Origin of the sequence: Prosthecomicrobium sp. N25 (assembly GCF_037203705.1) — a bacterium.
GTDB lineage: Bacteria > Pseudomonadota > Alphaproteobacteria > Rhizobiales > Ancalomicrobiaceae > Prosthecodimorpha.
Genome location: NZ_JBBCAT010000001.1, coordinates 1,043,700 through 1,057,379, shown reverse-complemented (window position 1 = coordinate 1,057,379; position 13,680 = coordinate 1,043,700). Strand labels below are relative to the sequence as shown.

The 13,680-nt window shown below is 70.2% G+C and carries 9 protein-coding genes; 7 read left to right on the top strand and 2 right to left on the bottom strand.

Annotated elements, in window-relative coordinates; all coding sequences use genetic code 11:
• Nucleotides 1-220: 220 nt before the first annotated feature.
• The 7 genes from tssB to tssH all read left to right on the top strand — a co-directional run bounded on the left by tssB (nucleotide 221) and on the right by tssH (nucleotide 9,486).
• Nucleotides 221-766: a type VI secretion system contractile sheath small subunit gene (gene tssB / locus WBG79_RS04805; protein WP_337355968.1), complete on the top strand. Its 546-nt coding sequence runs from the start codon at nucleotides 221-223 to the stop codon at nucleotides 764-766.
• Nucleotides 763-2,256 carry a type VI secretion system contractile sheath large subunit gene (gene tssC / locus WBG79_RS04800; protein ID WP_337355967.1) on the top strand — a complete coding sequence of 498 codons (1,494 nt, stop codon included), beginning with the start codon at nucleotides 763-765 and terminating at the stop codon, nucleotides 2,254-2,256. Before tssB ends, tssC begins: the two co-directional genes overlap by 4 nt.
• A gap of 125 nt (nucleotides 2,257-2,381) precedes the next feature.
• Nucleotides 2,382-2,879: an Hcp family type VI secretion system effector gene (locus tag WBG79_RS04795; RefSeq protein WP_337355966.1), complete on the top strand. Its 498-nt coding sequence runs from the start codon at nucleotides 2,382-2,384 to the stop codon at nucleotides 2,877-2,879.
• 284 nt (nucleotides 2,880-3,163) lie between these two features.
• Nucleotides 3,164-3,670 (top strand): type VI secretion system baseplate subunit TssE, encoded by a 507-nt coding sequence (gene tssE / locus WBG79_RS04790; RefSeq protein WP_337355965.1) that lies wholly within the window; start codon nucleotides 3,164-3,166, stop codon nucleotides 3,668-3,670.
• A 6-nt stretch (nucleotides 3,671-3,676) separates the two neighbouring features.
• Complete coding sequence (tssF, locus tag WBG79_RS04785; RefSeq protein WP_337355964.1) at nucleotides 3,677-5,638, top strand: type VI secretion system baseplate subunit TssF; 1,962 nt, start codon at nucleotides 3,677-3,679, stop codon at nucleotides 5,636-5,638.
• A gap of 70 nt (nucleotides 5,639-5,708) precedes the next feature.
• Entirely contained in the window at nucleotides 5,709-6,743 is a 1,035-nt protein-coding gene (tssG, locus tag WBG79_RS04780) for a type VI secretion system baseplate subunit TssG (protein ID WP_337355963.1), read from the top strand.
• 100 nt (nucleotides 6,744-6,843) lie between these two features.
• The gene (gene tssH, locus WBG79_RS04775) at nucleotides 6,844-9,486 is read left to right on the top strand and encodes a type VI secretion system ATPase TssH (RefSeq protein ID WP_337355962.1); all 2,643 of its coding nucleotides are present in this window, start codon (nucleotides 6,844-6,846) and stop codon (nucleotides 9,484-9,486) included.
• Nucleotides 9,487-9,517: 31 nt separating this feature from the next.
• Here tssH and WBG79_RS04770 read toward each other — a convergent pair whose 3' ends face one another.
• Together WBG79_RS04770 and WBG79_RS04765 are read right to left on the bottom strand one after the other, a co-directional pair.
• Nucleotides 9,518-10,141 carry an invasion associated locus B family protein gene (locus WBG79_RS04770; RefSeq protein ID WP_337355961.1) on the bottom strand — a complete coding sequence of 208 codons (624 nt, stop codon included), beginning with the start codon at nucleotides 10,139-10,141 and terminating at the stop codon, nucleotides 9,518-9,520.
• An 88-nt stretch (nucleotides 10,142-10,229) separates the two neighbouring features.
• Nucleotides 10,230-13,574: a caspase family protein gene (locus WBG79_RS04765; protein ID WP_337355960.1), complete on the bottom strand. Its 3,345-nt coding sequence runs from the start codon at nucleotides 13,572-13,574 to the stop codon at nucleotides 10,230-10,232.
• Nucleotides 13,575-13,680 lie beyond the last annotated feature (106 nt).

Genomic DNA, 13,680 nt, shown 5'->3' with positions numbered 1-13,680 from the left:
TATTCATCGAACTTCTGGCAATGTTAGCGGTATCAGCCTCGGGCCAGTCACGATTGTGTCGAAGTTCTCCGGCTGATCTCAAGTTAACGTCCGCTCACATAACCGCGAAGACGGACGTTTCTAGGGTTCAGGGACTTGAATTCGGGCGAGACTTCGGCTGAAATGGGTCCAATGAAATTACAGCATTAGACGATCCACACCATAACCGGGGGCATTCCCAATGGCTTCTGACAGTGGACAGAAATTCATCCGGAGGAACCGTGCACCCCGCGTGCACATCACCTACGAGGACCCGTACGACGCGAACAAGCTCGTCGAGCTTCCCTTCGTGATGGGGGTGATGTCCGATCTCTCGGGCAACGCCTCGGAGGTCGAGAAGCCTTCGGTCGCGGACCGCAAGTTCCTCGAGTTCGACATGGACAACTTCGAGAAGCGCATGGAGGCGATCGCGCCGGCCGTGACCTTCCGGGTGAAGAACAAGCTCGGCGACGGCGCGGACGTCATGCCGGTGAAGCTGACCTTCAAGAAGATGGAGGACTTCACCCCCGGCGCCGTGGCCCGCCAGGTGCCCGCGCTCAACAAGCTGCTCGAGGCGCGCACGCAGCTCTCGAACCTGCTCAGCTACATGGACGGCAAGGTCTCCGCCGAGGAGGCGCTGCGCAAGCTCCTGAGCGACCCTGACCTGATGGCGGCCCTCAGCGCCCGCAAGCAGGAGCAGGCCGTCGACATGGCCAAGGACGACGGTTCGGACGAGGTGAAGGCATGAGCACGGAAGTCGCACGGGACACCGCCGGCGCCGCCGGCACCGTCGAGACGGCGGATGATTTCTCCGCCTTTCTCAAGCAGAGCTTCAAGCCGCGCACGGAGCGCGCGGCCACCGAGGTCGAGAACGCCGTCTCGACCCTGGTGCGCGAGGCCCTCTCGGACACGAGCCTCATCAAGGAGGACGTGCTCGACACCATCGAGGCGATGATCGCCAAGCTCGACCAGAAGCTCACGGCGCAGGTCAACGAAGTCCTGCATGCGCCGGAGTTCCAGCAGGTCGAGAGCGCATGGCGGGGTCTCCACTACCTCTGCTACAATTCCGAGACAGACGCGTCGCTGAAGATCCGCGTCATGAACGTCTCGAAGATGGAGCTCTACCGCGAGCTGCGCCGCTATCCGGGCGCCAAGTGGGACCAGAGCCCAGTCTTCAAGCAGATCTACGAGCAGGAGTTCGGCCAGCTGGGCGGCGAGCCCTACGGCTGCCTGATCGGCGACTACCAGTTCAGCCACATCCCGACCGACGTGCAACTCCTGCGCGACATCAGCAAGGTGGCGGCCTCGGCGCATGCCCCATTCCTGGCGGCGGCGGACCCGACCCTGATGGGCATGGACCGCTGGACCCAGCTGATGAACCCGCGCGATCTCTCGAAGGTGTTCGACACGCCCGAATACGCGGCGTGGAAGAGCCTCCGGGACGCCGAGGACTCCCGCTACATGGGCCTGTGCATGCCGCGGGTCCTGTCGCGGGTGCCCTACGGGCCGAAGACGGAGCCGGTCGAGGAGTTCGCCTTCGAGGAGGACACCGACGGCCATTCCGGCGACAAGTACGCCTGGATGAACGCGGCCTACGCGATGGCGGTCAACATCAACCGGGCCTTCAAGGAATACGGCTGGTGCACCCGCATCCGCGGCGTGGAATCGGGCGGCGAGGTGATCAACCTGCCGACCCACACCTTCCCGACCGACGACGGCGGCGTGGACCTCAAGTGCCCGACCGAGATCGCCATCAGCGATCGCCGTGAGGCGGAGCTCGCCAAGGCCGGCCTGATCCCGCTCATCCACCGGAAGAACACCGACAAGGCGGCCTTCATCGGCGCCCAGTCGCTCTACCGGCCGAAGAAGTACGACAAGGTCGAGGCCACGGCGTCCGACAACCTGTCCTCGCGCCTGCCCTACATGTTCGCGGTCTCGCGCTTCGCCCACTACCTGAAGTGCATGGTCCGCGACAAGATCGGCTCGACCCTGGAGCAGGAGCAGCTCGAGCAGTGGCTGCAGGGCTGGATCAACCTCTACGTCGACCCCAACCCGGCGATGTCGAGCGAGATCCAGAAGGCGAAGATGCCTCTCTCGGCGGCGGCCGTGAAGATCGTCCCGAACGAGGAAAACCCGGGCTACTACAACGCCCGCTTCTATCTCAGGCCGCACTTCCAGTTGGAAGGCATGGACATCGGCCTCAGTCTCGTGTCGCGCCTGCCCGGAGCAAAGGGCTGAAGGCGCGGCCCACGCAGCGGAATTTCCACCGCGGGCGGGCCGGTTCGTCCGGTCCTCCCGCAAGCCGGGGGCGGCTTTAGGGGTCCCGCAAGAGAGCGGCAACCTCACTATTCATGGAGGCACACATGGCTACCGAAGACGCATTCATCACGTTCAAGGGCGTCAAGGGCGAGTCCCAGGACACCGACCACAAGGACTGGATCGACGTGTTCTCCTGGTCCTGGGGCCTGTCGAACGCCGGCACCGCCTCGGTGGGGTCCGGTCTCGGCGCCGGCAAGGCGGTCGTCCAGGACTTCCACTTCACCAAGCCCTGCGACACCTCGAGCGCCGACATCGCCAAGAACCTGCTGCAGGGCAAGCACTTCGATACGGCCGAGATGCACCTGCGCAAGTCGACCGGCCAGGAGAAGGGCCTGCTCTACTACAAAGTGAAGTTCGAGCACGTCTACATCACGAGCTTCCAGCTCGGCGGTTCCGGCGGCGGCGGTACCTTCACGGAGTCGGTGAGCTTCACCTTCAAGAAGTACTACGTCGAGTACCAGATCCAGGACAACAAGGGCATCGCCAAGCCGGGCGGCAAGTATGGCTGGGATGTCGCGTCCATGAAGGAGTGGGCCGGCTAGTCCGACCCGGCTCCGCCCGGACGGGCGCGGGGCGGCGAGCCCCGGCCCGCAAGGAATGGCCCGGCGACCGCGGTCGCCGTGCTCGGGGCGGGCGGCCGCCGGCCGCGGGGCGCAACGCAAGCGCTCCGGCCGGTCCGCCCGCTCCCCGCGTTCGGCAGCCCGGCGAGCATGGACCTCGAGGTCCGCGTGGGGTGGCCGGTCAAGAGGGGGTGGTCAGGTCTTGAGGGGGTGGTCAGGTCTTGGCGGTCGGATCCCATCAGAAGCAGCGCGTCGGAGCCCCCGTGATGCATGCCTTCCGGGCCGCTCACGGGGCGCGGGATGCGCGCAAGAAGCTCGACCTGCGCGACGAGAGCGGCGACCGGATCATCGCCGGCCGACGGGCCTCGGCGCGAACGCTGGTCACCGAGGCGATCATGCGCCGCGAGATCGGCCTCGACCTCGAGAAGCTCCTGAACACCATCCAGCTCGCCTCCAGCCTCGACCTCAGCGAGCACCCGGAAGTGCAGAGCTCGATCCTGAACTTCGGGATCCCGGACATCGTCCACCGCTCGATCGACGAGTTCGCGGTGGACGACATCGCGTTCGAACTGGCGGTGGCGCTCAAGCGCTTCGAGCCGCGGATCGTGCCGCGCTCCATCCAGGTCCGGCGCGACATGTCGGTCAGCACCGTGGAACTCAAGGTCCGGTTCCAGATCTCCGCTGAGATCTCCATGCGGCCCGAGAACGTGCCGGTCGAGTTCGTCGCCGACATCGAGGTCGCCAGCGGCAAGATCGTCGTGGGGCATGTCTGAGCGCCCATGGATCGCGAGTTTCTCGACCTCTACGAACGCGAACTGAGGGTCCTCAGGGAGCAGGCGCGCGAGTTCGCCGAGGAGTTCCCCGGCATCGCGGACCGGCTCGGCGGCCTGATGGAGGACCGCACCGATCCGATGATCCAGGGGCTCCTGGAGGGCGCGGCGTTCCTCGCCGCCCGCGTGCAACTGAAGATCAAGCACGAGTTCCCGGAATTCACCACCAACCTGCTCGACCAGCTGATCCCGAACTTCCTGATGCCGACGCCGTCGGCCATGGTCGTGCAGGCGCGCCCGATCTTCGGAGATCCGGCGCTGCTCGACGGAACGAGGATCGCCAAGGGCAGCTATCTCGACGCCACCTACCTGGAGCGGGAGCGGCGGGTCGCGTGCCGGTACCGGCTGACCGCCGAGATCATGCTGTGGCCGTTCGAGATGACGGCAGCCGACTACCTCGCGACCCCGGCCGCCCTGCAGGCGATCGGCGTGCCGCTCGCCGGACGCGCGCGGGCCGGGCTGCGGCTCGGCTTCACCACCCGGATGAGCGGCCGCAAGGAGGCCGAGATCTCCGACCAGGACGCGATCGCCAAGCCGGAATTCCATGCCGCGCGGTGCCGGATATCCGACCTGGTGGTCCACCTCGTCGGTGACGAGACCGAGGCCATCGCGCTCTACGAGCAGCTGTTCGCTCGGCGGGTCGGCATCCACCTGCGCTACTACGACGAGTTCGGCGATGCCGTGGTGCTGCCGATCGATCCGCGCGCGCTGGTGCAGGTCGGCTTCGAGGAGGGCGAAGGGCTGGTGCCGCCCGACACGCGCATCTTCCACGGCTTCGCGCTCGTCAAGGACTTCTTCGTCTTCTCGCGCCGGTTCCTGGCGTTCCGTCTCGTCGACCTGGACAAGATCCTGCCGCGGGTGCCGGCCAAGTCCTTCGAGATCGTGATCAGCTTCGACGAGTCGAACCCGCGGCTGCAGGCGACGCTGACACTCGGCGACTTCGGCATCTACGCGGCGCCGGCCGTCAACCTCTTCGAAATGACGCTCGACCGCATCCAAGTGAAGAGCAATCTGCACGAGCACCACGTGGTCCCGGACCGGAGCCGGCCGATCGACTTCGAGCCGCACCGGCTCCTCGACGTGGCGGCCCACTACGCGGGCTCGACGGAGCGGGTGCCGGTGCTGCCGCTCTACTCGGCGCCGCGCGACCCGGATTCCAAGGCCGGCAAGCTGTTCTACACGGTGCGGAGGCTGCCGCGCCGGCGGACAGCGCTGGAGCGGCGGACCGGGGGCGCGTCGGACTATACCGGGACGGAGATGTACCTGAGCCTCCTGGAGCCGCGCGGGCGCGACGTGCCGCAGGTAGCGGAGATCAGCCTCAGGGCGCTCTGTTCCAACCGGCATCTCACCGAGGCGCTGCCGGTCGGGGAAGGGGGCGCGGACTTCCGGCTCCTCGACAACACCGACATGGATTTCGTGTGCCTTGCCGGGCCGACCCCGCCGGCCGAGCCGGTGACGGGCGAACTGCGCAGCCGGCGCGAGGTGGCCTCGACGGGAACGGTCACGTGGCGGCTCATCAACATGCTGAGCCTCAACCACCTGGGCCTGATCGGGCGGAGCGCGGGGCGCAACGCCCAATCGCTGCGCGAGATGCTGGGCCTCTTCGCCGATCTCAAGGACGCCGTGCAGGAGCGGCGCATCGACGGCATCCGCAGCGTCGACAGCCGGCCGATCGTGCGGCGTGTGCGGCGGGCGACGGGGGTCGGCGCGGCGCGCGGCCTGGAGATCACGGTGACGATCGACGAGCGCTCCTTCGAGGGATCGGGGATCTTCCTGCTCGGCGCCGTGCTGGACCGGTTTTTCGCCGAATATGTGGCCATCAACAACTTCACGCAGACGGTCATCCGGTCGGTGGAGCGCGGCGAGATCATGCGCTGGCCGGTCCGGCTCGGGCTGAGGAGGCCGCTGTGACCGCGGCGCCGCCCGTCCTGCCGCCGCCCGGACGCGGTCCGGTGCCTCCCCTCCCCGCCGGGAGGCCGGCATGAGCTTCGACGAGGAGATCCAGCAGGAGCCGTGGCGATTCGACTTCTTCACCGTCATGCGCATCCTGGAGGGGCGAAACCCCGAGCGCCCGAGGATCGGCGACAGCACCACCTTGCGGGAGGACTACGTCCTCCTGGGGCAGAACCCCTACTTCGAATTCCCGGCGTCGAACCTCGAGCGCGCCACCATCGACGGCAAGGACCGGTTCCGGATCCTGATCAAGTTCCTCGGTTATCTCGGCCCGCAAGGCGCCCTGCCGGACGCCACCAACGCGGAGGCCTATGCCTGGCTCCTGGAGCGTGACGAGGCCTTTCCGCGCTTCCTCGACGTGTTCAACAGCCGGTTCCTGCAGCTCTTCTTCCGTGCCTGGGCGGACTCGCGGCCGATTGCCCAGCACGAGCGCCCGCTGGACGACCGCTTCGGCGACTATGTCGGCTCGGCCGTGGGCCTCGGCTCGCGCATCTACCGGAACCTCGACACGGTGCCGGACGCCCTGAAGCTCGCGCATGCCGGGCTGATGGCGCCCGCGGCCAAGTCGGCGGTGCGGCTCGAGGCACTGATCCGCGGCGTTATCGGCCTCGACGCCACCGTGCACGAATTCGTGGGCTCGCGGCTGCCCGTGGCGCGCGAAGACCAGACCCGGCTCGGGGGAGCCAACTCGGCGCTCGGCGACGACGTCATGCTGGGGTCGAGCTTCTACAGCGTCAGCGACAAGATCCGGGTCCGGATCACGGCGAAGTCGCTCAAGGAGTTCGAGACGGTCCTGCCGCAGGGGCGGCTCGCCGAACCGCTGGCCGACCTGGTGCTCTTCTATCTCGGCGAGGCGGTCGATTGGGACGTGGAGCTGGTCATCCGGCAGGCCGATACCAAGCCGGTGAAGCTCGGCTCCTTCGGGCGCCTCGGCTGGACCACCTGGGTGGCGCCGGACATCGAGAAGGACCCGGACCGGGAGCGGTCCGAGGCGCGGTTCAACCTCGCCCAGCGGGTGCGCGAGTCCCGCGCCGGCGAGCCGATCGAAACGGAATTCGCCTGACGCCCCGGCCTGCCGCCGGGGCGCGATCTCTTTGTTTTCATTTGCGGCCCCGGGGAAAGCGGATTTCACTCGGCCGGGGGCGCCGATTGGGGGAGTGGCCATGCCGGACATCAGCCTGGAAGCCGTGACGGGCAAGCTCAACCGCGTCGGCTACGACGCCTTCTTCCAGGCGCTCCGCCATGCCAAGGGCGCCGGCAACCGCAACGTCGAGCTGGCGCACTGGATCCTGCACCTGCTGCAGCGGGACCGGACCGACCTCGGCCTCACCCTCGACAAGTTCAAGATCGACCGGGCCAAGCTGACGTCCGACGTCGCCCGCGTGGTCGAGGGCTTCCGCAAGAACGAAACCGAGATGCCGGGGGTCTCCAACGCCATCTCGGACATTCTCGACCGCGGCTGGCACTACGCCACGCTCTTCTTCGGCGAGACGCAGATCCGCACCGGCCACATGCTGACCGGCGCGCTGAAATCCATGGAGCTGAAGCGGGCCTTCACGTCGCTCTCGCCGGAGTTCGGCAAGATCAACCCGGACACGCTGGCGGCCGAGCACCGTTCGCTGTGGGCGGGCTCCGAGGAGGAGACGCTGCGCCCCATGGACGGATCCGGCCTCGCCGCGGCGGGCACGGCCGGCGCGGAAGCCGCCAAGGGCAAGGCGCAGACGGCGCTCGACCGCTTCTCGCAGGACCTGACCGCCAAGGCCAAGGAAGGCGGCATGGACCCGATCCTCGGCCGCGACGACGAGATCCGGCAGGTGATCGACGTGCTCATGCGCCGGCGGCAGAACAACCCGATCCTGACCGGCGAGGCGGGGGTCGGCAAGACGGCCGTGGTGGAGGGACTGGCGCAGCGGATCGCGTCGGGCGACGTCCCGCCGCAGTTGCGCAACGTTCGGCTCTGCGCGCTCGACATCGGCCTGATGCAGGCCGGCGCCTCCATGAAGGGCGAGTTCGAGCAGCGGCTGCGCTCGGTCATCGACGAGGTCCAGGCCTCGCCGACGCCGATCGTCCTCTTCATCGACGAGGCCCACACGCTCATCGGTGCGGGCGGCCAGGCCGGCACCGGCGATGCCGCCAACCTCCTGAAGCCGCCGCTGGCGCGCGGCACGCTCCGGACCGTCGCGGCGACGACCTGGTCGGAGTACCGCCAGTACATCGAGAAGGACCCGGCGCTGACACGCCGCTTCCAGCCCGTCAATGTGGACGAGCCGGACACGGAGCGCTGTTGCCGGATGCTGCGCGGGCTGATCGGGCCGATGGAGAAGCACCACAAGGTCAAGATCTCGGATGCGGCCGTGGTGGCGGCCGTGGAGTTCTCCAAGCGCTACATCCCGGCCCGACAGCTGCCCGACAAGGCGGTGAGCCTGCTCGACACGGCGGCGGCGCGGGTCGCCATCAGCCAGAGCGCCATACCGGCGGCGATCGAGGACACGCGGGCGTCGATCGCGGCGCTGGAGGCGGAAGCGGCGGCGCTCAAGGCCGACCGGGACCTCGGCATCGTCTCGACCGAGCGCCTCGGGGAGATCGACGCGGCGCTCGCCACCCTGAGGGGCGAGCTCGAGACGCTCGAGGCCGAATGGGCCTCCGAGAAGGCGCTGGTGGAGGAGATCCGCGCGCTGCGCGAGTCCGTGGCGGCGCCCGAGGCCGAGGCGGAGGCGCAGGAGAGCGCCAGGGCGGCGCTCGCCGAGAAGGCCGGCCGGCTCGAGACCATCGACCCCGAGCGACGCATGATCTACGCCCATGTGGACGAGCAGGCGGTCGCCTCCGTGGTGTCGGACTGGACCGGCATCCCGGTCGGCCGGATGGTCAAGGACGAGATCGAGAACGTCCTGCGCCTGCCCGAGATCCTCAACAGGCGCGTCATCGGCCAGAGCCACGGGCTCGCCATCATCGCCAAGCGGATCGAGACCAACCGGGCGAAGCTCGACAATCCGAACAAGCCGATCGGTGTCTTCCTGCTCTGCGGTCCCTCCGGCGTCGGCAAGACCGAGACGGCCCTTGCGCTCGCCGAAGCCCTCTACGGCGGCGAGGGCAACATGATCACCATCAACATGTCCGAGTTCCAGGAGGCCCATACGGTCTCGTCGCTGAAGGGCGCACCTCCGGGCTACGTCGGCTACGGCGAGGGCGGGCGGCTGACCGAGGCGGTGCGGCGCAAGCCCTACAGCGTCGTCCTGCTCGACGAGGTCGAGAAGGCCCATCCGGACGTGCACGAGCTGTTCTTCCAGGTCTTCGACAAGGGGATCATGGAGGACGGCAACGGGCGCAAGATCGACTTCAAGAACACGCTGATCATCCTGACCTCGAACGTCGGGACGGACCTGATCATGGACCTGGCGCGCGACCCGCATCATCGTCCCGATCCGGAATCGCTCCTCGGCGCGCTGCGGCCGAAGCTCCTGGAGGTGTTCCCGCCGGCGCTGATCGGGCGGCTGGTGCCGATCCCCTACTACCCGCTGTCGCCCGACATGCTCTCCGGCATCGTGCGGCTCCAGCTCGACCGCATCGGCAGGCGCATCCGCGAGAACCACGACGCCGCCTTCGTGTACGACGACGCGGTGGTCGACCACATCGTGGAGCAGTGCAACGATCCGGATTCCGGCGGGCGCATGATCGACAACATCATCACCAATACGATCCTGCCGGCGCTCTCGCGCGAGTTCCTGAAGCGCTCGCTCGACAAGACGGAGATCCGGGAGGCCCGGGTCGGCATCGAGAACGGCGCCTTCAGCTACGCCTGGGGGTGAGGGCGACGGGGCGGGAAGCCTGCCGCCCGGATCACTCCTTGGCGAGCGCGTCCATGGCCTGGGCGAAGCCGCGCATGGGGAAGTTGACGGCGATCGGCTGGCCGGCGGCGGTGGTGAAGCCGAGCTGGGCGGTCGCGGTCTGGGCGCGGAAGCGGCGGACGAGGTCGTCGGAGGCGGCCGTCGAGGCGATGCAGCCGCCCGGGCCGCATTGCTGGAAGGGGATCTGCAGGCCGGTTTCATCGGCGGCGGGGGCGAGCTTCACGCCCGGGGGGATGGTCACGTTCGTGGGCAGGAGCACCGCCACCGTGAAGGCGCTCTTTCCGGCTTCCCGGCCGAAGGCGACGCGGGCGATCGGGCCCTGCTGGCCCTCGACCTGCAGGGCCTGGGTGACCTCGCAGACCTTGGCGTTTCCCTTCGATTCGCAGCGAAGCGTCCAGTCGCCGTAGACGGCCGTGGAAACCCGCGCGACGTCCTCGGGGCCGACGGGCGCGGCCGCGGTGGGCGGGGCCACGGGCGGCACGGCGGGCGCGGGCGCCGCCTGGGCCGGCCGCGCGGCGGGCGCGGGGGGGCGCTGCGGCTGCTGGGCTTCCGCCCCGGATGCGGCGGCGGCGAAAACCAGCGCGGCGAGCGCGCCATGCGACGAGAGTCTCTGCAAGGTCTTGTCTCCGTCTCTTCCGGGCCGACACGGCGGCGACGCTAGCCGAGCACGGCGGATTCGGCCACCCCGGCAGGAGCCTGCCCGGTCAATTGATGATCACGACGGGCGCCGGGCCTCGCTGCGCGGGGGCGGCCGGACGGACCGGCTGGGCCGGCGCGGGACGGGGCTGGGTCTGGCGCGGCTCGGCGCGGGGTTCGGGGCGCGGGCGCGTCGGCTCCTCGGGCTCCGGACGGGCGATACGCGGGCCGCTCCGCCGGCCCTTCTGGTCCTTCTCGGCCTCGTCGCGCTTCGGCGGCCGGACGTCCACCTTGGGGGCGGCGGGCGGCGCGAGGCTGCAGGTGCCCTTGTCGGCGTCCTCGATCTCCTCGACGAGCTTGACGGTGATCGCGCCGTCCCAGCGGCCCCGGCGCGTGGCCCCGTAGAACTCGCGGATACCGTCCTCGACGTCCTTGTCGGAGCGCTCGCCGCGCTTCAGGCAGCCCGCCTCGAGGAGACCGTCGCGGGCGCGGGCGACCAGTTCCTTCCGGCTCGGCTCGGGCGGGGGTGCGGGGGCGACCGGCTGCGGCTCGGGCGCCCGCGGCGCTTCCGGCGCCGGCACCGTGAGGGCGGCGACGTTGACCTCCCGGATTTCGGGGCACTGGGCGCCGCGCACGAAGGCGCGCAGCCGGTCGAGATCGGCCTCGCTGCGGACCTGCAGCTTCTGCTCCTCGAGGGACGCCTTCTCGCGGGTGCAGACCTGCTGGGCGGCGCTCGCGACCAGGATGGTGCCGCGCTGGCGGACGTCCGGGCACTGGAAGCGGTTGACGGCGGCCTGGATCTCCGCCGGCCGGCCCGGGTCGAGGGCGGTCAGTTCGGCGAGCTCCTGGGCGCAGCGGCGGGCGGTGCGGTCGTCGAGCGCGCGCAGCGCCGCCAGCGCCTCGGTCCGGACGTCCGGACAGGCGGCACGCTCGGCCTTGGCAGACAGGTCGGCGCGGCGATCCTCGGCGGCGGCCCGGGCGAGGTCGGCCCGTTCCTCCGCGCAACGCTGGCGGGCGTTCGCCGCTTCGGCGAGCCTGGCGGTGGCCGCCTCGACGAGACGCGCGGTATCGGGGCAGCGGGCGCCGGACCGGAGCGCCTCCAGGTCGCGCGCGGCGGGCTGGCCCGCGAGCCGGTCGACCGTCGCGGCCTCCTCGCGGCAGACCCGGGCCTGCGCCTCGGCGGCCCGCGCATCGAGGTTGCGCAGCGCCTGGTCGACGGCCGCCACCGCGTCCGGGCAGCGGGCGACGTCCGGCGCGCGGCGGGCCTCCTGGAGGTCGTCGCGGCGGTTGTCGGCCTCGGCCCGGCGGATCCCGTCGAGACGCGCGGCGCAGAGCTTCTGCCCGTCGTCGATGGCGCGGGCAAGCCGGTCCATGTTCTCCGGGCAGTCCATCCGCGGGCGCAGGGCGGCCAGTTCGTCCAGGCGGGCGGCGCGGATCGCCGCGTCGATGCGGACACCCTCCTCGCGGCATTTCTCCTGCCGAGCCTTGGCCTCGGCGACCACCTTGCCGGCCTCGGCCAGGGCGAACTCGCCGCGGCGGCGCGCCTCCGGGCAGCGCGGGGTCTTGAGGAAGGCCTCGACGTCGGCCGGGCGGCCGGACGGGATGGCGGCGAGCGCGCGGAGGTCCTCCAGGCAGGCGGCCTCGAGCGCGGCGGCCTCCGCCTTCTCGGCCTCCTCGAGCGAGGCGACGGCGGCGGCGGCGGCCTGCTGGGCGGGATCGCAGGGCGCAGCTGCGCGGAGCGCCGTCAGCTCCCCCTTGCGGCGGCCGGCGCGGGCGCTCTCGATCCGGGCGAGCGCGGCGTCGCAGATCTCCTTGGCCTCCTGGCCCGCGATGGCGGCCAGCGCTGCGGCGGCGGCCTGCTGGGCCTCCTCGCAGACCTGGCCGTTGCGCAGGCCCGCCAGCGCGCCCTTGGCCCGGCTCGCCTGGAAGTCGGCGACCCGGCGCTGCGCATCCTCGCAGGCCTTGCGGGTCTGCTCGGCCTGGCGCTGGCGCGCCTCGTCGTCGAGCTGGCGGACCACCGCGTCGAGGCCGGCGGCGAGCAGGGGCAGGTTGGCCGGGCACTTGACGGTGCGCTTGCGCAGGTCGTCCACCTGGCGGCGGCGCACGGCGGACTCGATGTCGGTGCGCTCGCGCTCGCAGGCCTCGGCAGCCGCCTTCTCCTCCTGGGCGAGGCGGTCGAGCCTGGCGAGCGCCTCGTCGGCGGCGGCTGCGGCGCGGGCGCAGAGCGGACCGGCCTTCAGGCGCTGGAGGTCGTCGCGCCGGCGAGCCGCGGCCGCGTCGCCGACCTTCTGGACCGCGTCGTTGCAGGCCTCCTGCTCCTGGCGCTGCCGGGCCAGCGCCTCGGCCTGCCGCTGGCGCTCGGCCCGGTCGTCGATCTCGGCGACCGCCGCGTCGATGCGCGCCGCGCTCGCGGGGCAGAGGACGCCGCCGCGCAGCTCGACGAGGCCGCGGCGGTCGCCGCCCTGCACCAGGCGGTCGATGCGCTCGGCCTCCTGCGCGCAGGTGCGGTCCTGGCCGGCCTTCAACTCGCGCTCGAGCACGTCGAGGCGGAAGCGGGCCTCGTCGCGGAAGGCGGAGTTCGGGAAGCGGGCGGCGAAGTCGCGCAGGTCGTCGGCGCGGCTCGAGAATCGGACCTTCGCCCAGGCGGAGAGGTCCGTCTCGCGGCGGCTGAGGACGAACTCCTCCTGCAAGGTCGTTGTGATCTGGGGGACCTGGCGCCCGTCCGTGCGCTTCTGCACGTCGCGGCTCACGCGCCGGAAGGTCTCGACGATGTCGACGTTGGGTTCGGCGGCGCGGGCCAGGAGGGCCGCCGTGAAGGGGCTGTTGCGGCTGCGTCCGTCCTCGGCCACGTCGAGCGGCGCCGTGGCGTAGATGGAGACCATGCCGCGAGCGTTGACGACGCGGGTGAGGCCGCGCGTCGCAGACCCGGGCTTCGGCGAGGGCCGCGCGCTCGAGGGGGTGCCGCCCTGGAAGGGGTCGTTGCGGCACGCGTCGAAGATCATGATCCGGACGCCCGGGATCTTCTCCATCAGGTCTTCGACATTGCGGGCGGGCAGCAGGTCGTATTGGACCGCGATCTCGTCCTCGATCTTGGCATCGACGGGAACCAGGAAGTAGCCGCCCTGGTGCTGCAGCGCGTGGCCGGCGAAGTAGAAGAGGGCGACGTCGGCGCCCGACGCGAGTCGGGAGAAGTCCTTGAGGACGTCGGGGATCGAGGCGCGCTCGACGTCGAGGCGCGTCATCACCTCGAAGCCGAGCTCACGCAGGAGACTCGATACGTCCTCGGCATCGGCTCTCGTGTTCTTCAGGGCGACGATGGACTTGTAGGCGCTGTTGCCGATCACCAGCGCGACACGGCGCTCGGCCAGGGCCTGGTCCGCCCAGGCCAGAGCCGCACACAGCAGGAACGCCAAGAGGCCCAGGGTCGCGGCTGCGAACCGGCCCAGCCTCCGCGTCTGCACTGCTCCGAATGCCGCCGGCACCTCGGGTTGTTCCCGTTCATCCCTGTCCGGAACGATA